The sequence below is a fragment of the Empedobacter sp. UBA2044 genome (assembly GCF_002333005.1).
GTDB classification, from domain to species: domain Bacteria; phylum Bacteroidota; class Bacteroidia; order Flavobacteriales; family Weeksellaceae; genus Empedobacter; species Empedobacter falsenii_B.
The window spans coordinates 24847-47147 of sequence record NZ_DDBA01000054.1; the positions used below are offsets into that span (position 1 = coordinate 24847).

Below are 22301 nucleotides of genomic sequence, written 5' to 3' on the forward strand. Positions count from 1 at the left end.
AAATTACAAAACTCATTACCTTTGTAAGCTATGAGTATTCGCATAATAGAAGTACAATCAAAACACGATTTGGAAGCATTTATTAAGTTTCCGATGAATTTGTATAAGGATAATCAATATTACGTTCCACCCTTTATTAATGAGGAGAAGGAAACATTAGATGTTTCTAAAAATCCCGTTTTTAAAGATGCTGAAGCGCGTTATTTTCTTGCTGAAAAAGAAGGTAAGATTGTGGGACGTGTTGCGGCAATTATCAATTGGCAAGAAGTCAATAATCAACAAAAACGTAAAATGCGTTTCGGCTGGTTTGATATGATTGATGATATCGAAGTCACGAAAGTACTTTTGGCAAAAGTCACGGAAATAGGTAAAGAAAATCAATTAGAATATATAGAGGGACCAGTTGGTTTTTCGAATTTGGAAAAGGCAGGTTTGCTAACTTTCGGATATGATAAATTGGCTACAATGGTTGGTTTATATAATTTTCCGTACTATGCGCAACACTTAGAATCATTAGGTTTTGAAACGGCTAATGAGTGGGTGGAATATGAATTGGCTGCACCAACAGAATTGCCAGAAAAGGTTATCAAATTTAATAAAATTATTCGAGAACGTTACAAATTACGAGAATTGAAGTTTACAAAAACTTCTGAAATTATTCCGTATGTCGACGAAATGTTCGATTTGTTAGATAAAACTTACAGCGAATTGGATACTTATGTGCCAATTGCGGATTACCAAATAGAATATTACAAAAAGAAATATATTCCGTTTATCAATCCAGATTTTGTGAACTGTATTGTTGATGAAGACGGAAAAATGGTTTCGTTTGCAATTACGATGCCTTCTTACTCGAAAGCGATGCAAAAAGCGAAAGGTAAAATTTTTCCTTTTGGTTGGTGGCATTTAATGAAAGCAAGTAAAAATAATGATTCTGCTCAATTTTATTTGATTGGAATTGATCCGAAATTTCAAGGAAAGGGAGTTACAGCATTGATTTTTAATGCAATGTTTGATACGTTTAGAAACAACGGGATCAAATTTTTGGAAACAAACCCTGAATTAGCGGACAACGAAAGTATTCAAGTTTTATGGAAAGCATATAATCCTATAAATCACAAACGTCGCAAAACTTTCAAGAAATCAATTTAATATAAATAATAATGTTGTATATTTTGGATTAAAATTCGTCAATTCGAGTGATTTTTAGAAAGATTATTTTTAAAAATTGTATCGAGAATTAAGATATATTTTATCTTCAAAAACCTTATTCTCGATACAAAATTCTAAACGAATTTCACTCGAATTGATGGTTTTATTTATTTTGATAATCAAAATTTATAACATAGAAATTATAAATGTATAACATAATAAATATGTTTGATATTCATCAATTAGAGAAAGAATATTCAACTTTCAGACAAGAAGGTTTTGATTCGAAATGGTTAAATTTTGAAGCTTTAAATCACTATTTTTCATTAAAATCAAGTCAAAAAGAGCAAATTGGAACATCTTTTTTAGGAAATGAGATTTATAAATTAAGTTTCGGGAATGGAGAAAAACGTTTATTGATTTGGTCTCAAATGCACGGAAACGAATCTTCTGGAACGCGTGCAATGTTTGATGTGATTAATTTTTTTGAACAAAAATCTGAATTAGCTCAAACCATTTTATCTCAATTGACAATTGATTTTATTCCGATGTTAAATCCTGATGGTGCAAATGTCAATACACGTAGAAATGCGGTTGGAATTGATATTAATCGTGACTTTTTAGCAAAAGAATCAACAGAAATTCATGTTTTGTTGAATCAAGTGGAGAAAGGAAATTATCAAACGTTATTCAATTTGCATGATCAGCGTACGATTTTCAATGTTGGACAAACAGCAAAACCTGCAACGCTTTCTTTTTTGGCGCCTTCTTACAATGTTGAAGAAGATGTAAACGAAGTTCGCGAAAAAACGATGGGAATTATTCAGGCAATGAATATTGAATTGCAAAAAGTAATTCCTGGTCATGTAGGTCGTTATACATCAGAGTTCTATCCGATGTCTACTGGGGATAATTTTACAAAAATGGATTATCCGTGCGTATTATTTGAAGCGGGACATTTTCCGAATGATTATCAACGTAATACAACAAGAAAATACAATGCATTGGCTATTTTAGCAGGATTGAATGCTTTAGCTACGCAAGATAACTTTCCGTTTGATGAATATTTAGCGATTCCTCAAAATGGACAAAAATATTTGGATGTTGTGATTCATAATGTTCAAATTCTGAATGGTGAAAAATCTTCTGTTGTTGATTTGGGAATTTATTTTGAAGATGAATACAACGAAGAAAATAATTCGGTAGAGCAAATCGCAAAAATTATTGAAATTGGTGATTTGCGAAAATTTATTGGTCATCTCGAAATTGATGCTGAAAAACAAGTTTATAAAGGAGCATCCAAAAATTATCCTTTATTGAATCAATTGGCGACTTTCGAAATTGGCTCAATTAAAGTTGAAAATGGGCAAATCATTTCATAATTATTTATACATTTAACCTATAAACTAAAAATACAATGAAAAAAATATTAGCAATTGCACTTGTTGCAATGTTGGGATTTTCTACGCAATCGTTTGCTCAAAATAAAGTGTTGAATCGTACGATTACAGCTGAAAATGGGAAGAAAATGTTGACGGGAGAATTCAATAGAAAAGCTTTGGAAGAAGAAGATTTTAAAGAATGGTATCACCACGAATATGACACTTACGAAGTTGAGAAAAGTAAATTGAAAGGTTTAAAAGATTTACGTAACTACCGTTTGGAAGTTTTTGTAGGAACTTGGTGTCCAGATTCTCGTCGTGAATTACCACGTTTGTACAAAATTTTAGATGATATTAAATTTCCTCAAAATCGTTTGAAAGTGATTGGTGTAAATCGTCAAAAGAAAAGTTTCAACGGAGAAGAAATCAATAAAAATGTGACTCACGTTCCGACAATTATCGTATATAATAATAAAAAAGAAGAAGTTGGTAGAATTGTAGAATCTCCAGTTTCGGGCTATCTAGAAGAAGATTTGGCACAGATTGTGAATGGTACGCCATTGACTCCAAATTATGCAAATGAATAATTTAAAGAAAATAATTCTTGTTGTTGTAGCCTTTATTTTTGGTGTGATGATAACGTATTTCATCATGGATAAATTCAAATCTGAAAGCTATACCGAACAATCTCATGTGATTGCGTATCAAATCGAACGAATGAATAAAATGATTGTTGCAGAACAAACCTATTCAGATTTATACAATCACACGTCAAAAAAATCGTTGCCAGGTTTAACTGATATTTTTTCTGCGGATAAAAAGGTGACACTTTTGGTGAAAGCCAAAGCACAAGCAACGTATGATTTAAAAAAAATGGATATTGAATTGGATTCGGTGAATAAAAAAATCATCATCAAATCTATTCCTCCAGTTGAAATCCAAGTATATCCAGATGTTAGTTTTTATGACATGGATCAAAGTGTTTTCAATAAATTTAGTAAAGATGATTTGAACGGAATTAAAAAACGTGCCGTGGAGCATGTGGAAAAAACTGTGGATCAAACCAAACTAAAACAAGAAGCACATCAACAATTAATTCAAAATCTTGGCGATTTGTATTTCCTTGCAAAAACCTATGGTTGGAAGATAGAAGATAAAACGAGTTATGCCAACGAATTGAATAAATTATACGATTAATAAATAATTAAAAACCTGTTCCGATAGAATAGGTTTTTTTTCGCTGAATAAAGAAATGAAGTGTTTCTTTCTTTAGAATTAAAATTGAAAATAGTATTTTCGCTTAATATTAAAAATAAAAATGAATTGGCGTAGATTTTTACTTCCATTTTCTGGTTTATATTGGATAGGAACTTCGGTTCGAAATCTGTTTTACAATATAGGAATGATGCGTTCCTCATCATTCAATATTCCAATTATTAATGTTGGAAACCTTTCTGTTGGCGGAACGGGAAAGTCACCTCATATCATGTATTTAATTGATTTGTTGAAAGACGAAAAATTAATTGCAACATTGAGTAGAGGATATGGACGAAAAACAAAGGGTTTTTTGATTGCAAATTATTCTTCAAAAGTGTATGATATAGGAGACGAACCAATGCAGTTTTTTCAACGTTTCAAGAATAGAATATTGATTGCTGTTTGCGAAGACAGAGCTTTTGGTGCACAAAAATTAATTGACCATTATAATGCAGAAGCAATTTTGTTGGATGATGCATATCAACATCGAGGAATAAAAGCTGGTTTCAATATTTTGTTGACCGATTACAATAATCCATATTACAAAGATTTTTTATTGCCAGCAGGTGATTTGAGAGAGAGTAGAAGTGGAGTTCGTCGTGCAGATATTATTATTGTAACGAAATGTCCAGACAGAATTTCGGAAGAAAAACACAAAGAAATTTCGAAAAAGATTAACTTAAAATCTCATCAGCAATTATTTTTTTCGAAAATTGTTTATGATAACAAATTGATTGGGAAATTGGATAATGTTGAGAAATCGACTTGGAAAAATCTGAATGTTATTTTAGTTACAGGAATTGCTAAAACAGATGGTTTGGTAAAATTTGCGGAAGAAAACTTTGCAAATGTCTTGCATTTAGAATATCCAGATCATCATAATTTTAGTCAATCAGAAATTGAGTATATTTACAAACGATACGAAGATACGGAAGGTAGAAAGCGTTTTGATAAAATTATCATGACAACAGAGAAAGATTATATGCGTTTGATGGAAGAATCCATGATAAAGGACGATTTATACTACATTCCGATTAGTATCGATATTAACGATAAAGAAAAATTTAATCAAACTATTTTAGAGTATGTTGGACAGAATTAATGAGGCTGTAAAGTACATCAATAATTTATTGCCAGATCAACCAGAATTTGTAATTGTGTTAGGGTCTGGATTAGGAAAATTAGAAGATGAAGTAGAAAATAAAGTTGTTATTAGCTACAAAGATATACCAAACTTTCCTCAAGTAACAGTAGAAGGGCACAAAGGTCATTTAGTATACGGAACTATTTTAGGTAAAAAAGTTTTGATGATGGCTGGTCGTTTCCATTATTATGAAGGATATTCGATGGAAGAAGTAACGTTCCCAATGCGTGTATTTAACGGATTAGGAATTAAGAAAGTTGTTTTATCGAATGCTTCTGGAGGTGTTAATCCAAATTTCCAAGTTGGAGATATTTTATTGGTAAAAGATCATATTAATATGATGCCAGAACATCCTTTACGCGGAAAAAATATTGACGAATTAGGACCTCGTTTTGTGGATATGTCTAAAGCATATGACAGAGAAATGTTGAATGAAGCTGCAGAATTTGCAAAAGCAAATGATATCCTGGTTCATCAAGGAGTTTATGTAGGATTACAAGGACCAACTTTCGAAACGCCATCTGAATACGGATTGGTTCGTTTTATTGGAGGAGATTGTGTTGGTATGAGTACAGTTCCTGAAGTTATTGTTGCTCGTCACATGGATATGCGCGTTTTTTGTTTATCTATTATTACAGATTTAGGTGGACCAGAAATTTCATTCGATGTTTCGCACGAAGATGTATTAAATGCAGCGAATACAGCAATGCCAAATGTAATTCGCGTGGTAAAAAGCGTAATCGAGAATTGTTAATTTTTGATATTACTTAGATAAATTAATAAGCCAACTGAAAAGTTGGTTTTTTTTTTATTTTAAAGTATTTATAAAAGCTACTATTTATTGAAAATCAAAATTTTATAAATATTGTTGAAAAAGAGTAGTAATTATTTTGTAACGGTTCTTATTGCTTAGTATTTCAATCTATTTCCGATAACTCTAATGCTAATATACAAAAATTAGGATATGATTTAAGTTATAATAATGTTTTTAAAAATCTAAAATATTAGTTTTTTTTACTTAAAAAATATTACAATTTATAATTAGCTCGTTTATAACGTTGTTTGCCGTTCCTCGTTTTACCATATTTTATTAATTTATTAGAACATACTTTTGTTTGATAAACAATGGTAAAAGTTGATTTTGTCATATCTTATTAAAGATAAATTATATTGAAGATTTTATATAGTTTCTCTAAATGGAATTTCTAGTTGAGTTCCGAATTTTTTTTGATTATTGGATAAATTAGAGATAGCAACACCTAATAGTCGAACTGGTTTTTCTAAGGAGTAACCTTCACTTAATAAATCATAACAAATAAGATCAAAAAGTTCTCTATTTTTAACTGGAAATGATGCTGATTTACTTTTTGTAGTAACCGAAAAATCATTGTGTTTTATTTTTACAGTAATTGTTCTTCCATAAATTGATGTTTTTAAAGAAAAGTTCCAAACATCTTCTATTAGTGGAAATAAAGCAATTTGCATTTCTTCTAATGTTTCTAAATCTTTGCTAAAAGTTGTTTCTGAACCAGATGATTTTCGCAATCGAGTAGGGTTGACCTCTCTAAAATCTAATCCTCTAACAATATTGTAATAGTATTTACCTGATTTCCCGAATTCCCGTAACAGTTTTTCTAATTCTAGGTTTTTCAAGTCCAAACCTGTATGAATGCCCATCATTTGCATACGTTCGGCAGTTACTTTTCCAATTCCATGAAATTTTTTGATTGGTAATTGATCAATAAAATTTTCAGACATTTTAGGCGTAATCACATAAAGTCCATCAGGTTTGTTATAATCCGAAGCAATTTTAGCTAAAAATTTATTGAAAGAAACACCTGCAGAAGCAGTCAAATCTGTTCGTTCCTTTATTTTTTGTTTGATTTCGTTTGCAATATCTGTGGCGATTTCGATGTCTTTATGGTTAATTGTTACATCCAAAAAAGCTTCATCCAAAGATAAAGGTTCAACCAAATCAGTATATTCAAGAAATATTTCACGAATTTGATTCGAAACTTCTTTATAAACTTGAAATCGAGGTTTTACAAATATCAAATGTGGACATTTGCGTTTTGCAACAACAGAAGACATTGCAGAGCCGACGCCATATTTTCTAGCTTCGTAACTAGCGGTAGCAATCACACCACGTTCTTCATTTCCGCCAACAGCAATGCATTTCCCTCTTAATTCGGGGAAATCTCGTTGTTCAACAGAAGCATAAAAAGCGTCCATATCGATGTGAATAATCTTACGCTGCATCTTGCAAAATTACTCGCTTTATTTTAAATGATACTCTTGAATAAAGTTTTTTAAGTTTTTCTTATCGGCAACAATTGTCAAATAATCGCCCAATTCAATTGGTACATTTCGATCAGGATTGTGAATCATTTTTCCATCGCGCTCTATCGAAACCACAATTCCTTTTGCCGTATCTTTTACCCAGCCAATCGATTTATGCTCCAAAACACAAAAATCATTCGGAATAACTACTTTATCCAACGTAAAATTATCTGTATTTTTAAGATCATTATTTTCTGGAGGAGTTTCACCAATAATTTGCAAATACTTCTCAAATCGTTGAATATGTTCATCCGTTCCAATAATTCCAATTTTATCGAAAGGATATAAAACTGATTCAGAATTTGGAGTCTGAATAATTCGATCGCCACGTTTGATATAGGCAATATTGATCTGAAATTTTGTTCGCCAATCCAATTCACCCAAAAAAACACCAATAAAATTGGCATTTTGCGGAACAATCATATCCGAAATATGCGTGTTATCCCAAGTATATTGAAATTTATCTTGTTTCTTTTTCTCTTCAATTTTTTTAGTCAAAATTTCACGTTCATTTAAGTTATAAATGAATTTTGTTTGAATATAATTGTAAAATTGATTGAAATATTTTGAAAGAAAATACATTGTAATCAATAATCCAATAACTAATACAATTGAGGCAATTGTGCTTGAAAAAAATTGATTATAAATAAAAATTACAGCAACTACAACTAAAGTTAAACGGATAGAAATAATCGCGATAATTGGTGCACGATTATAATTAGATTCATCCCAAAACTCTCCAATAATTTCTCTTTTTGGTCGATTTCCAATAATTGCCCAAATAAATGGAATACACAATACAAATGTCAATGTAAGGCTAACCAAACTTGCGCCAAAATAGGTAAACCAATCGGTTAATAAGAATAAAACGTAGCTTTTGATAATCAATGTGATTGCGATAATGATTATTCCATTGATAAAAATTGTAGAAACTGTTTGTTTGATGATTTTATTCCATTTATTTTCGTTTTGAATGTGTTGTGTATCAGATGAATAATTTTCAACACCTTGAATAAATTTTTGTGGAAGAACTTTTTCCAATAAAGTATAAACTTTGTCAGATGATTTTATTAAATAAGGTGTAGTAAATGTTGTAATTGCCGAAACACCGACTGCAACAGGAAATAAGAAGTCGCTTGTTACGCCAAGAGAAAGTCCCAAACCAGCAACGATGAAAGCAAATTCACCAATTTGTGCCATACTCATTCCTACTTGTACGGACTGTTTTAGCGGTTGTCCTGAAATTATAGCACCTAAAGTGGTAAAAATTAACTTTCCAAAAATCGTCAGCAATGTTACAATTAAAATTGCCCATTTGTGTTCGTACATTGAAACAGGATCAATCATCATTCCAATAGAAATAAAGAAGATTGTAGCAAATAAATTTTTTACAGATTGAAAATTATGTTCGATTTTTTCTGCATAAACAGTTTCAGCTAGAATAGACCCCATTACAAATGCACCTAATTCTATAGAAAACCCAGCACTATCCGCGATATAAACCATTCCAAGACATAACCCAATTGAGATAATTAGTAAAGTTTCATCATCTAAATAGTTCTTAATTGAACGTAAAAAAGTTGGAATAATAAAAATTCCTCCAATAAACCAAACCGCTAAAAAGAAACCTAATTTAACGAAAGAATTAATCATTTCTGCTCCGTTAAAATGCTGGCTAACCGCCATAGTAGAAAGCATAACCATTAATAAAATGACCACAATATCTTCTACAATTAAAATTCCGAAAACGACATTCGCGAATTTCTTTCGTTTCAATCCTAATTCATCAAATGCTCTAATAATAATGGTTGTAGAGGAACTTGCTAATAAACCGCCGAGGAAAATACTATCCATTGTCGACCAATTCATAAATCGACCAACAAAATAACCAACGGTTACAATACAAATGATTTCGACAATCGCAGTGATGGAGGCAGAACCACCAACATTGAGTAATTTTTTGAAACTAAATTCGAGACCAAGACTAAAAAGCAAAAATATAACACCAATCTTCGCCCAAATCTCCACATTATGTTCTTCTGCAACGGACGGAATATATTCGAAATGCGGTCCAACCAAAAAACCAGCAATAATATAACCTAAAACAAGAGGTTGGTTGATGCGTTTGAAAATAAGCGTCGTCACAGCGCCTACACATAGAATTAATCCAAGATCGGTAATGAGTTTTGGCAAGTGTTCTTCCATAAATTGCGTTTAATCTCCACTAATTTAAGAATTTTTTAAAAGATAATTAATTGTTCAACTATTGATTAACTTTATATCATTATCAATTTTGTTTGAGAATAAAAAAAAACTCACTAATTCTAATGAACTAATGAGTTTGTATTTTATTATCGAAACGATATTTTACAAAGTAATTTTTGCTAAATAAGAATCTCCTTCGGTTTTTATTTTTGTACATTTTAGTTTATGATATTCGCACGCATTTTTTAACGTGTCAAAATCCAAATACAACCATTGAATAGGTTCTTCTTGCTCGCCTTTATAATGAACCGTAAAATCTAATTCACCATAGTAATTTCCATTACTCGGAATCCATTTTCCACCATCTTCGTCTTCATCAAACATATAAATAATGTCGGTTCCATCAATCAAAACTTGACCATTCTCGGTTAATAAATTTTTGATTTTATCCAAGAAAACATTAATTAAAACTAAATTCTGAAAAATTCCAGTTCCGTTCATCAAAAATAGAATCGTATCAAATTTCTCAGCTTCATTGATTTCAAGGAAATTCTGAACTTTTGCATTTTTAATTCCTCTCAACAAACAAGCTTCAATCGCTTTTGGAGAAATATCAATCGCTAAAACATCTGAACTTTTTTCTTGCAAATAAAGTGAATGAGAACCTGCTCCACAACCAACATCCAATATTTTTCCTTTTGACAAATCAAGTGCTTTTTGCTCTAGAGGAGGCATGTCATCATACTCTCGAAAAAGATAATCAATTGGCATCACATCTAACTCTGAAATTGATGTTTCGGTATAGAGATCTTCGGGCGAATGATTGGTTTGATAATCTAAAATTGCCTGTCCGAAAAGGTCTTTCATGTTATTTTTATTTTTATTTTTATTTTCTGATTAATACAGAAACTTTTATTTATTATTTTTTGCTAAAATTGCCTCAACAATTTGCTGTGCATGTACGCGCGAATTTTCAATAAACCAAATATTTGTCAACATACCACCACAAACAACGCCTGCCAAATATAAACCATCCACATTTGTTTCCATTGTTTCGGGATTGTAAGTTGGTGTTTTCAATTCATCATCACTGAAAGTTATTCCACAGTTCTCCAAAAAATTGAAATTTGGATGATAACCAGTTAAAGCTAAAACGGTATCATTTTCAATTGAAATATCACCTTCTGGTGTTTTGATATGAACTTGATTTTCGTCAATAGAAGTAATATTCGAGTTGAAATAAGCTTTGATACTTCCTTCTGCAATTCGATTTTCGATATCTGGACGAACCCAATATTTTAGTCGATGCGTAAAACCTTCTCCGCGAATCACCATTGTTACATTTGCACCTTTTCGATAACATTCTAAAGCTGCATCAACAGAAGAATTATTCGCTCCAACAACCACTACGTTCTGAAAAGAATAAGGGTGAGCTTCCTTGTAATAATGATGAACTTTTGGCAAATTTTCACCTTCAATATTCATTAAGTTTGGAATGTCATAAAAACCAGTTGCAAGGACTATATTGTTAGTTGAATAGTTATTTTTTGATGTTTTAACTTCGAAATGATTTGTTTCAACTTTATTAATCGTTTCAACTTCTTCGTATAGATTTAGATTGAATTTGAAATATTTATGAATGTTTCGATAATATTCTAACGCCTCTTGTCGACCAGGTTTTGGCGCAATACAATTGAACGGAATTTCTCCAATTTCTAATCGTTCGGCAGTCGAAAAAAATGTCATATACAAAGGATAGTTGTACAAACTATTTGTTAAAGCACCTTTTTCAATAATTAAATAAGAAAGATTGTTTCTTTTCGCTTCTATTGCACAAGCCAAACCAATTGGCCCAGCACCTACAATTATCAAATCATATTGTTCTTTCATCAAGCAAATTTACGGATAATCAGTTCGGTAATCTTTATGATTTTCTTCAATTTTTTTAAAAATAATGTTTAACTATTTGGATTAACGAAATATATTAATAATTTTGTTTGACAATTTTGTCAAAATAAAAAAGCCGCACAGATATGAAAGACGATACAGAAGAATTGATCAAAGAAACAGCGAAAAGAATGTTTTTTGCGGAAGGTAGATTTCATGCAACTACGCAAGAAATAGCTGATGAAGCGAAAGTGAATAGAACGTTGATTAATTATTATTTCAGATCGCGAAACAATTTAATTAGTATTATTTACGAAGAAGCTACGCGTGTAAGTAATGAAAAATCGCGCGCTATTTTTGATAGAAATCGTGATATCAAAGAAATGATTGGCGAATTTATAGAGGATTCTATTGCAACATCAATCAAGTATCCATATTTGGAAACTTACATCGTTACCGAAATGAATAAAAATAATACAATGTGTTCTAAGTTAATGAAAGATGATTTAGATGTAGTTGTAAATGTTTTTTACGAAAGATTAGAGGAAGAAATGGAAAAAGGAACGATTAAAAAGATGGAACCACTTCAGTTTTTGTTAAACATGATTTCCTTGGTAAATTATCCGTTTACAATTCGTCCACTTCTTCAATTGGATTTGAAATTGAGTGACAAAGATTTTAAACGTATTCTTTCTGATCGAAAAGAAATTATTCTCAATACACTTTTTAACAATTAATATATCAATGAAAAGATTAAAACCATTACTTTCTATAGCGATTGTAGCATTGATAAGTTCAGCTAATGCTCAAGAAGTTATTGCACTTAAAGATGCGGTAAATTTTGCGTTAGAAAATAAAGCAGATGCTAAACGAGCAGATTTGGCAATCAAAAAAGCCGAATACAAAATTGATGAAGCTAGAGCAGGAGCTTTGCCTCAGGTAAATGCCAATGGAGGTTTGCAATATAATCCAATTGTACAAGAAATGGCGTTGACAATGGGAGGACAAACAACTGTGATCAAAATGGGACAACCATGGAATTCGAGTTTGGGTGTAACGGTAAACCAAACATTGTTCGATCAACGTGTTTTTACAGGTTTGAAAGCCGCGAAAACAACACGCGAATTTTATCAGGTAAATGCAGATTTAACTGACGAACAAATTATTGAGCGTGTAGCGAATGCGTATTATCAAGTTTTTATTCAAGAAGAAAAATTAAAAACGATTGAAAAAAGTTACGAAAACACAAATAAAGTTCGAAATGTAATCAAAAGTTTAGTGGATAATGGTTTGGCAAAACCAATTGATTTGGACCGAATTGTTGTACAATTAAATAACATTTCTTCTTCGCGTCAACAGTTGGTAAATGCAGTTGAAATCAACAAAAATGCATTGAAATTTTATATGGGTTATACAATTGAGAAACCAATTAATTTAGCAGTAGAAACTATTGCGCCAAATTTAGTTTTGTTGGAAGATCAAATAGATGTTGAAAATAGAACAGAATTTAAAGTTTTATCAAAACAAAAAGAATTGTTAGATTTTGCTAAAGAAGCCGAGCGTGCGAATTTATATCCAACAGTTGGTTTAGCTGGAAATTATGGATTGCAAGGTTTTGGCGAAAAATTTATTACGTCGAAAAGTTACATCTGGTCAGATTTGGCTTCGATAGGTTTGAGTGTTAAAGTTCCGATTTTTTCAGGAGGAGCTACAAAAGCAAAAATTAATCAAGCAGAAATTGATTTGTTGGATATCGAAGAACAAATGAATGACACAAAACTTGGTTTGAGTTTAGAATATCAAAATGCAAAAGCACAAATTGAAAATGCATTGAAAAGTGTCGATATTCAAGAAGAAAACGTGAGTTTGGCGGAGAAAGTTTTATCAAATACTCAAAATAATTACCAACAAGGTTTAGCTAATTTGACAGAAATTTTAGATGCTGAAAATGCGTTGACAGATGCTAGAAATAATTACTCAAATGCTTTATTAGAATATAAAATTGCCGAAATCGCATTAATCAAAGCAAAAGGAGATTTAAAAACATTAATTCAATAATAGAACCGATTTATGAAATCAGTAAAAACTTTACTTTATATATTAATTGCTGCTGGCTTGATTGGTGGAGCAGTTTACATAATCAAAAATAACAAAGCGAAGCAAGAAAAGGAAGTTGCGATTGTAAATGCTAATAACGATGAGGTTGTGGTAAATACAATTAAAGCAAAATACGAAAGCTTAAATACAGATTATACGTCAAACGGTACATTTGCGCCATTTCAGGAAATGAGTTTTCCTTCAGAAATTTCAGGAAGAATTGTTCGTGTATTGGTAGATGAAGGTAGTTATGTTTCTGTTGGTCAAACATTGGCAACAATCAAAAAAGATGCAATTGAGGTTGATGTAACTCAAGCACAAAATAATCTTCAAAATGCGATTATAGATAATCAACGTTACGAAAATGCGTACAAAACTGGAGGAGTAACAAAGCAACAATTGGATAATTCGCGTTTGCAATTAAAAAATGCAAGAGCAGCGGTTTCTGCACAAAATTTACGTGTTCGTGATACCAATGTAAAAGCAACTATTTCTGGTGTGATTAACAAGCGTTACATAGAGCCAGGATCTGTAGTAGCACCGGGTTCGCAAATGTTTGATATTGTTAATGTGTCAAAACTAAAATTACAAGTTACAGTAACAGAAGCTGAAGTTGTGAATTTGAAAGTGGGACAAACAATCAAAGTATTGGCGAGTGTTTTTCCTGATCAAGAATTTGCAGGAAAAATTTCTTTTATTGCGCCTAAAGCAGATGCTTCATTAAACTTTCCAGTAGAAATTCAAGTTTCGAATAATTCTGGTTTAAAAGCTGGTATGTACGGAACGGCAGTTTTCTCGACAAAAGATGATGTAAATGCAGGGAAAAATGTATTGGTTGTTCCAGCGAATGCTTTTGTTAACGGAATTAGTTCTGGACAAGTTTTCGTGGTTGAAAATAATACAGCGAAATTAACGAAAGTTGTGATTGGGAAAACGGTTGGAACTGAAGTTGAAATTATTAGTGGAATTAAAGATGGAGCTGAAATCGTGACAAGTGGTCAGATTAATCTGAAAGATGGAACGAAAGTGAAAGTTGTAAAATAAGAGTAGTTTTTCCATGAAAATAGCAGAAATATCAATTAAACGTCCCACAATGATTATCGTGTTATTCACGATTTTAACATTAGGAGGATTGTTTAGTTATACGCAAATGGGATACGAATTAATCCCAAAATTTGAAACGAATGTTGTTACGATTTCAACGGTTTATCCTGGAGCTTCTCCAAACGAAGTTGAAAATTCTGTAACCAAAAAGATAGAGGATGCGGTTGCAGCCTTAGAAAATGTAAAGAAAGTAGAATCGAAATCTTATGAAAGTTTATCAGTTGTAATGGTGACGTTGAATTCTGATGCAAATGCAGATTTAGCGTTGAATGATGCGCAACGTAAGATTAATGCCATTGAGAAAGATTTACCTGATGATGTAGATCCGCCTTCTTTGACGAAATTCTCGTTAAGTGATTTACCAATTATTACAGCTGGTGTAACGTCTGATAAGTTGACAGAAAAAGATTTGTATGATTTGTTAGATAAAAAAATAGAACCAGTTTTATCGCGTGTGACAGGTGTTGCGCAAGTAAATTTGATTGGAGGACAAGAACGTGAAATTCAGGTAAGTTTAGATCCTGTGAAATTGAAAGGTTATGGATTATCTGTGCCTCAAGTTCAGCAAGCAATCTTAACTTCGAATTTAGATTTCCCAACAGGAAGTGTAAAAACACGTGAAAACTCTACAATTATTCGTCTTTCTGGAAAATATAAATCAGTTGATGAATTAAATAATTTGGTAATTTCTTCGAATAATGGAATTCAAGTTCGTTTATCGGAAGTTGCTTTTGTGCAAGATTCTCAAAAAGAAGTAGAAAAAATTGCACGTGTTAATCAGAGTTCAGCGATTATTGTTCAGGTTGTAAAACAATCAGATGCAAATGCGGTTGCAGTTTCTGAATTGATGAAAGAAACCATCAAAAAAGTTGAAACAGATTATAAGAAAGAAGGACTTAAAATTCAGATTGTAAATGATACGTCTGATTTTACATTGGCTGCGGCAGATCACGTTATTTTCGATTTAGTTTTAGCAGTTGTTTTAGTTGCAATTGTAATGCTTTTATTTTTACATAGTATTCGTAATGCTTTTATTGTAATGGTTTCTATTCCAGCATCGTTAATTGCGACTTTTATCGGAATGTACTTAATGGGGTATACCTTAAACTTGATGTCGTTACTTGGTTTATCGCTTGTTGTAGGGATTTTAGTGGATGATGCTATCGTTGTTTTAGAGAATATTTACCGTCACATGGAGATGGGAAAATCGAAAATTAGAGCATCATACGATGGGGCAAAAGAAATTGGATTTACAGTAACAGCTATTACGTTGGTAATTGTCGTGGTATTCTTACCAATTGCAATGAGTACAGGTTTGGTGGCGAATATTATTGCACAGTTTTGTGTGACAGTCGTTATCGCAACCTTACTATCCTTATTGTCGTCATTTACAATTGTTCCTTGGTTGTCTTCTCGTTTCGGGAAATTAGAACATATCACAGGGAAAAATATTTTTGAGAAATTTATTCTTTGGTTCGAAAAACAATTAATGAAATTTACCCACTTCATTTCTGATATGTTAGAATGGTGTTTAAAATCTACCGTTCGTAGAATTGGAGTTTTTATTGGGGTATTTATCGTTTTATTTGCAGTTATTGGAGTTTTAATGGGAGGAAAATATATTGGTGGTGAATTCTTCCCTAAAACAGATAAAGGTGAATTCTTAGTTCAAATAGAGTTACCAAAAGATGCAACAATAGAGGAATCAAATTTTATGACGCAAAAAGCAGAAAAATTTTTACGTGGTAAAAAAGAAGTTGTTGATATGATTACAACTGTTGGTCAAAGTTCTGAAGGATTTGGAGCAGCACAAGCAACAGCTTATAAAGCAGAAATAGACGTTATTTTAAATGATAAATCAGAGCGTGAAGACAATTCATTTATTTATGCGGCAAAAGTAAAACGCGATTTAGAAAAAGAATTAGTTGGTGCTAAGGTTAAAACTGTTCCAGTTGGTTTAATTGGAGCGGAACAAGCGCCAATAGCGTTGGTTGTGACAGGTCCAAATTTAGAAAGCGCCATGAAATTTGCTGAATTAGCAAAACACGAATTAGAGCAAATTAAGGGTTCTTCGGAAGTGAAATTAACGACAGAAGCCGGAAATCCTGAAATTAATGTGCAAGTTGACCGTGATAAAATGGCTGCTTTAGGATTGAATTTACAAACAGTTGGTTTGACGATGCAAACTGCTTTCTCTGGAAATACAGATGGTAAATTTAGAGCGGGTGAATACGAATATGATATTAATATTCAGTACAATAATTTTAATCGTTCGAATATCGATGATGTTCGTAGTTTGATATTTATGAATGATAAAGGACAACAAATTCGTTTGGATCAATTTGCAACGGTTACACAAAGTTCTGGACCAAGTTTCTTAGAGCGTCGTGATAAAACACCTTCTGTAACTGTGCAAGCGCAATCTGTTGGTCGTACAACGGGTGATATTGTGACTGATTTCAAAAATAGTTTACAAAAAATTGATAGTAAAAAACCAACCGGTGTATCGTATGTTTGGGGTGGAGATGAAGAAAATCAATCCGAAGGTTTTGGTACATTAGGTTACGCATTATTAGCAGCAATTATTTTAGTTTATTTGGTGATGGTTGCTTTGTATGATTCGTTTATTTATCCTTTCGTGGTTTTGTTTTCTATTCCATTATCATTAATTGGAGTCTTTGTGGTTTTAGCTTTAACTAATAATTCGTTGAATATCTTCACGATTCTCGGAATGATTATGTTGATTGGTTTGGTGTGCAAAAATGCCATTTTATTAGTCGATTTTACAAACCATAGAAAAGAAGCAGGAGAAACAACACACAATGCTTTGGTACAAGCCAATCATGCACGTCTTCGTCCAATTTTGATGACAACTATCGCCATGGTTTTTGGTATGATTCCGATTGCTTTGGCAGAAGGAGCAGGAGCAGAGATGAACAACGGTTTGGCATGGGTTATTATCGGTGGATTAGTTTCCTCATTATTCCTAACCTTAATTATTGTTCCTGTGGTTTATTCATTATTCGATAGTGCAATTCGTCGATTCTCAAAAGGAGAAAAAGTAGATTATGAAGCAGAAATGGTTGCAGATTATGAAGCGCGACAAATAAAAGAAGAATGGGAAGAGTAATCTTTCGTTTTTAGATATTTAATCAAACCCGTTCAGTTTTTATTATTTTAATTGATACATAAAAAAATCCTTGTCAAAGTTCTAAACCTTGACAAGGATTTTTATTTAGTTGAAACTCGTTATTTTGTTAATGCGATGTGCTTGTTGCACAACACTAAATATAGCAATTTTTTATATCTTGTAGTATGCAAGGACGAAAAGAATTTATTCCTCAACTTTTTTATGAATTAAGTTTAGATCGGCTAGTCTTCAAAAATCGCTAGATACTCAGCATTGATAAAAATAAATTCTAAGTTACTTGAACTTCCATTTGGTCTAACAACTTTGCGTCCGTCACTACCTGATTCCCAAGTCCAACCTGACGAAGGTCTAACAACTTTGCGTCCGTCACTACCTGATTCCCAAGTCCAACCTGATGAAGGTCTAACAACCTTGCGTCCGTCACTACCTGATTCCCAAGTCCAACCTGATGAGGGTCTAACAACTTTGCGTCCATCGCTTCCTTGCTCCCAAGTCCAACCTGATGGATATGCAACGATTCTACCATCTGACCCACTTGTTGTTGTCCAATGAGTTGGGTAGCAAACAACTCGTCCGTCACTGCCTTGAGAATAGTCAAATGTTATGCTGACAGATTTTATTGTTACTAAACCATTGTCAATATCAATTATTAAATTTTGTCCGAATGATTTTTGAACAAAAAATACAACTATCAGAATTATTATTTTCTTCATTGTTTGTCGTTTTAAAATTACAGCTAACGTGCCGCGTATTGGCGATGGGCGGGATTTTTAGCACTGAACTTTAATCGAAGAACAGAAGTTGAATTTTGCACTTCCGTTGATACGAAGCCGTTCAGCCCGCCTATTGCCAATACGATGTTGTACGACGTAGTTATGTTTTGGGTTTTAGTCCAGCTAAATATTTTCGTATGTCATTTTCTAATTTATCCGGGTATTTGTACTCTAATTTTTTTGACAATTCAGTTCCTATTTCTGAAACTAAATCAGTCATTGAAAATAGAGCAGTCCAATTTTCCTTTATATCGCTCCCTGAAAATGTTTGTTCTGTTTTAGCCCACATTTCCTGGTTAAGATACTTTTTGAAAAGTCGTCCATATTTATTGGTCGTTATGTTCCAATTGTGTTCACTTGCAATGTGCCATTCAATTAAAGGAATTAGATATTCTGTGCGAATAACGGTTTCCGACATAAATTTCGCATAGAATATTTCATCTCTCACAAGACACTTTGCCACGTAAGTTGTGTCCCACCAAAAATCGTTTATTAGATTTTGAAACTCTTTTTCAGACGGTTTTTTGATAATGGAAATTTGATAAGTTGGTTTCAGCATTTGCTTTGTAATACCATCTTTATCAATTAAAATTTTATAACCAATATCCCAATCTTCTGGTAATTCTTTCTCTTGCGTTTCCTTTATAAATTTTGATTTGCTGTAAAGTTTAAAATCTACTTTCACACCGTCTTCATAAAGTAGCATTTTCATTGCGTGTTTATGGTTAAAACAACTTTCGTCTTCTTCAATCATAGCAATTGGATTTCCGAATTTAAGCGTCCAGCTTTTGTCTGAAATGTAATTTGTATTATCCTCAAAAACAAATTCAATGTCTAAATCACTAAATTCGTCAACAAGTGCTAAAGGATTTACAAGTGAACTTGTCAGAAGAAGAACTCTTACATCTTCGTTTTTCTCCGACCATTCTATAATTGTTCTTAACTTTTCTTCTCTGACTTTCATTTTGTTTGGTTCGGTTTTACTATGTCGTACAACGGGAAAGGGCTTTGCGAGGTGCGGGCTACTGCAAACCGAAAGTGGAGAGGAGAACCGAACGCTAGCAAAAACCATTTTCGTTTTTTTCAAATTTACAAAAAAAAATGAAATGGTTTTTTGCGGGTACCGCCTACAAATTTTCTGAGATTTCCTTCAACCCCGCATCTTGCAAAACCCATGTTATACGAGGTTTTTATATTTCTATTTTTTTAATTATTTCGTTAAAGTATGTGTCAATTCCATTTCTCCATAGGTAATTTGGATGATAAGTTCTAAATACGTTTTTGTAATTTTTGTATTTTATTTTAGCCAATTTTCTTTCTGTAAAATCCTCACTTAATTCTGAAAATACCGCTTCATTTAGCGAGTTTTTTAATTCTAGATCATAATTTGGACCCGACAAAAATAAGATTATATCAGGTCTTAAAATTTCAATTTCACTGCTAATAACTTTGAACTTTTCATTTTCTATATTGTAAATATATTCTGGCGGATAGTTTTTATCTCTTCCTGAATTTCCAATTTTTATTACGTTATTCCAAACACTTGAAATTTTTTTGTTAGGAAATTCATTTTGCAATAATGTCAAAAATCTATTAAATCCGTTCCAAAATTGTCCACCATATGAGAAGCAGTCATTTGCATTAAAAAAATCGTCATAGGTGTCTAGACAAATATTTATATCATTTTGAAAATTTCCTTCCCAATCATTAGTTTCCTGTCCAAAAATCATTATTTTAATGTCTGCATTTTTATAATCATTTTCATTTATATAAAGTAATAAAGGATTTGTAGGTTTATTTTCTTTTGAATTATCCTTGAGAATTTCATTCAATCCATCAGATAATTCATTCCATTTAGAATTGTAAATTTCTTGTAATTTTTCGTTCATATGGTTCGGTGTTGGTTTAAAATCTCGTATAACGAGCCTGGTATTTGCGAAGAACGGGAAGAAAATTGAACGAAGTTCAAGTTCGTGCGTTCAAGCAAATTGCTTAGCTGAAACTAAATTATATAAAAGTTTTCTGAAAAGCAATTTTGCGAACGGAAAAAGAAGGGATGAAAGTTTACTTTCAGCCCGTTTTTCGCAAATACTATGTTGGTAGCAGTTTTTTTAACTAGGAATTACAACTTTTAAATTTAGTCTATCTTTCATTTCCAGCATTTTATTGTTTAAAATTTCATTATACTCTCTTTGAGTAATTATTTTTCTTTTATCCTTGAAAGGTTTTATTTTGATATTTTTATTATATTTCATTTCTTCTAGGATAACTTCTTGATTACCATTAAAGTTAATTTTAACAATTAATCCTTTTAAACCTAAAAGTCCAAACGGTAATATATTTTTTGAATAACTGTCATCATATAAAACTTCAATTGTATATTCTCTGTCTTTTGTTACTCCTTTTTCTATTTTTGTAAATTTAGCTTTTTTACATATACGTTCCAAACAAGAAATATTGTCTTCAATAATCTCCCAAGTAAAATCATTTTCATCAATTTTAATTACATAATCTCTTTTACTGTTTAATGTAATGTTATTTTTGTAATCATAAAAAAAATCACCTTGAGATTTTATAAATACTTCTGTTAAATCGAAGCTAGTACCTTGTGAATTATTTAATTTAGACTCGGCTTTAAAAGTTCCTATTGAATCATTTTGTTCAAGTATATATGTTATTGAATCGTCGAATTTTACCGAAATTCCTTTTTTACTTAATGCGGTGATTTTTTCAGAGTCATAAGCATTATAAAATTTATATATAAATGTATTAGCTTTTTCTTGAGCAAATAGATTATAAGTAAATAATAATAATATTAAAATTTTAATTGTTTTCATATTATAAATTATAATTAATATTTATTTTGATCCTTTAATTATTAAAGGATCAAAATAAAAAAAATAATGATTATCTATTCATATTGTTAAATGTACAAATATTGTACATAGCGTCTCCAAGTTCAATTAACTCATCTGAAGATAATCCTAAGTTAGCCTCTTCAAATACTTGTATTGTTAAAGATCTTTTTTCTTCACAATTTTCTTTTTGAATAATTGTTTTGGGTTCTTCAATCTTTTCATTTGAAGCAAAAGCAAGTGTTCCAATTAGCATAAAACCTAATGTAAAAACTAATTTTTTCATGTAATTTTTTTTAGTGTTAAATTAATTAATCTGCTTCCTGCAGTAGGTTGGGTTATTTCCCATATTGGTAATAATTTAATAAATCAATTTGTTTACAAAATACGATATAATCTCTTTAGTAGTGAGTGGCTATATTTGAGAAATTTGTAAAATGTTCTTCAAAACTATTTAAATAAACCGTAATTCTTCAACGTCATGCTGTTAAAAATTGCAACCAACATTGTTTTTTCACGAAACAGATCTAGCTTTTGTTTCGTAAAAAATCACCTATATCTGTATTTCGTAAAATTAGAAGCAAGTATAATTATTTTTTTGTAAATAAGATACTTATAAAAAAAATATTCATGTATCACGAAATAATTTATTGTAGAATGTAATAATGAATGTATGGATAGCGAAACAAAGTATTCTTGCATCATTTTATTTTTACAATTTCAATTTCCTCCCACTTTTGTTCGTGTTTTCTTCGACCGTTCTTCGACGAGAATGCCGTTTTTCCGAAGATTCGTCGAACAATGGTCGAACGATGGTCGAACAAGACCAAAATTGACCAAAAATTCAACTTCTCTCTAGCACTTATAAATAGGAGGTTAGCGAGGTTTTTATTTTGTTATATTACTATTATTGTGTAAAAAGCAACTGGACAGAAGTGGACAAATGCGGGCAGA

19 protein-coding genes are annotated in these 22301 nt (G+C 31.5%); 10 read left to right on the forward strand and 9 right to left on the reverse strand.

Going from position 1 to position 22301, the window contains the following annotated elements; translation table 11 throughout:
• Nucleotides 1-30 precede the first annotated feature (30 nt).
• From B4E59_RS09415 to B4E59_RS09440, 6 genes are all read left to right on the forward strand, one after another.
• Complete coding sequence (locus tag B4E59_RS09415; protein ID WP_291052645.1) at nt 31-1152, forward strand: GNAT family N-acetyltransferase; 1122 nt, start codon at nt 31-33, stop codon at nt 1150-1152.
• 206 nt (nt 1153-1358) lie between these two features.
• Nucleotides 1359-2534 (forward strand): M14 family zinc carboxypeptidase, encoded by a 1176-nt coding sequence (locus tag B4E59_RS09420; RefSeq protein WP_286495560.1) that lies wholly within the window; start codon nt 1359-1361, stop codon nt 2532-2534.
• Between the two features lie 35 nt (nt 2535-2569).
• Nucleotides 2570-3121 carry a TlpA family protein disulfide reductase gene (locus B4E59_RS09425; RefSeq protein WP_219034218.1) on the forward strand — a complete coding sequence of 184 codons (552 nt, stop codon included), beginning with the start codon at nt 2570-2572 and terminating at the stop codon, nt 3119-3121.
• Nucleotides 3114-3731, forward strand: coding sequence for a DUF4230 domain-containing protein (locus B4E59_RS09430; RefSeq protein WP_052217853.1), 618 nt, complete (start codon nt 3114-3116; stop codon nt 3729-3731). Before B4E59_RS09425 ends, B4E59_RS09430 begins: the two co-directional genes overlap by 8 nt.
• A 121-nt stretch (nt 3732-3852) precedes the next feature.
• The gene (gene lpxK, locus B4E59_RS09435; RefSeq protein ID WP_221856528.1) at nt 3853-4893 is read left to right on the forward strand and encodes a tetraacyldisaccharide 4'-kinase; all 1041 of its coding nucleotides are present in this window, start codon (nt 3853-3855) and stop codon (nt 4891-4893) included.
• Nucleotides 4877-5689: a purine-nucleoside phosphorylase gene (locus B4E59_RS09440; RefSeq protein WP_115001055.1), complete on the forward strand. Its 813-nt coding sequence runs from the start codon at nt 4877-4879 to the stop codon at nt 5687-5689. Before lpxK ends, B4E59_RS09440 begins: the two co-directional genes overlap by 17 nt.
• Before the next feature lie 425 nt (nt 5690-6114).
• On the opposite strand, the gene dinB is transcribed toward B4E59_RS09440, so the two are convergent.
• The 4 genes from dinB to B4E59_RS09460 form a co-directional block, all read right to left on the reverse strand.
• Nucleotides 6115-7194, reverse strand: a complete 1080-nt coding sequence (dinB, locus tag B4E59_RS09445) for a DNA polymerase IV (RefSeq protein ID WP_286496366.1) — start codon at nt 7192-7194, stop codon at nt 6115-6117.
• 18 nt (nt 7195-7212) lie between these two features.
• The gene (locus tag B4E59_RS09450) at nt 7213-9480 is read right to left on the reverse strand and encodes a cation:proton antiporter domain-containing protein (protein ID WP_291047071.1); all 2268 of its coding nucleotides are present in this window, start codon (nt 9478-9480) and stop codon (nt 7213-7215) included.
• A gap of 162 nt (nt 9481-9642) precedes the next feature.
• Nucleotides 9643-10347, reverse strand: a complete 705-nt coding sequence (locus B4E59_RS09455; protein WP_291047070.1) for a class I SAM-dependent methyltransferase — start codon at nt 10345-10347, stop codon at nt 9643-9645.
• Nucleotides 10348-10392: 45 nt separating this feature from the next.
• Entirely contained in the window at nt 10393-11370 is a 978-nt protein-coding gene (locus B4E59_RS09460) for a YpdA family putative bacillithiol disulfide reductase (protein WP_280037076.1), read from the reverse strand.
• Between the two features lie 143 nt (nt 11371-11513).
• On the opposite strand from B4E59_RS09460, the gene B4E59_RS09465 reads away from it, so the two are divergent.
• The 4 genes from B4E59_RS09465 to B4E59_RS09480 are packed head-to-tail and all read left to right on the forward strand — an operon-like array spanning nt 11514 to nt 17698.
• On the forward strand, nt 11514-12104 hold the full coding sequence (locus B4E59_RS09465; RefSeq protein ID WP_291052649.1) for a TetR/AcrR family transcriptional regulator: 591 nt from the start codon (nt 11514-11516) through the stop codon (nt 12102-12104).
• Nucleotides 12105-12111: 7 nt separating this feature from the next.
• Nucleotides 12112-13425 (forward strand): TolC family protein, encoded by a 1314-nt coding sequence (locus tag B4E59_RS09470; RefSeq protein WP_291052652.1) that lies wholly within the window; start codon nt 12112-12114, stop codon nt 13423-13425.
• Between the two features lie 12 nt (nt 13426-13437).
• Nucleotides 13438-14508, forward strand: a complete 1071-nt coding sequence (locus B4E59_RS09475) for an efflux RND transporter periplasmic adaptor subunit (protein WP_221856169.1) — start codon at nt 13438-13440, stop codon at nt 14506-14508.
• Between the two features lie 13 nt (nt 14509-14521).
• Nucleotides 14522-17698 (forward strand): efflux RND transporter permease subunit, encoded by a 3177-nt coding sequence (locus B4E59_RS09480; protein WP_291052657.1) that lies wholly within the window; start codon nt 14522-14524, stop codon nt 17696-17698.
• A 242-nt stretch (nt 17699-17940) separates the two neighbouring features.
• On the opposite strand, the gene B4E59_RS09485 is transcribed toward B4E59_RS09480, so the two are convergent.
• From B4E59_RS09485 to B4E59_RS09505, 5 genes are all read right to left on the reverse strand, one after another.
• A complete protein-coding gene (locus B4E59_RS09485) occupies nt 17941-18432 on the reverse strand; it encodes a hypothetical protein (protein ID WP_291052661.1) in 492 nt (163 codons plus the stop codon).
• Between the two features lie 160 nt (nt 18433-18592).
• Nucleotides 18593-19456, reverse strand: coding sequence for an aminoglycoside 6-adenylyltransferase AadS (locus B4E59_RS09490; protein ID WP_003013318.1), 864 nt, complete (start codon nt 19454-19456; stop codon nt 18593-18595).
• Nucleotides 19457-19682: 226 nt separating this feature from the next.
• Complete coding sequence (locus tag B4E59_RS09495) at nt 19683-20381, reverse strand: uracil-DNA glycosylase family protein (RefSeq protein WP_291052665.1); 699 nt, start codon at nt 20379-20381, stop codon at nt 19683-19685.
• Nucleotides 20382-20603: 222 nt separating this feature from the next.
• Complete coding sequence (locus tag B4E59_RS09500; protein ID WP_171622698.1) at nt 20604-21329, reverse strand: hypothetical protein; 726 nt, start codon at nt 21327-21329, stop codon at nt 20604-20606.
• Between the two features lie 70 nt (nt 21330-21399).
• Nucleotides 21400-21633 carry a hypothetical protein gene (locus B4E59_RS09505; RefSeq protein ID WP_171622699.1) on the reverse strand — a complete coding sequence of 78 codons (234 nt, stop codon included), beginning with the start codon at nt 21631-21633 and terminating at the stop codon, nt 21400-21402.
• Between the last annotated feature and the right edge of the window lie 668 nt (nt 21634-22301).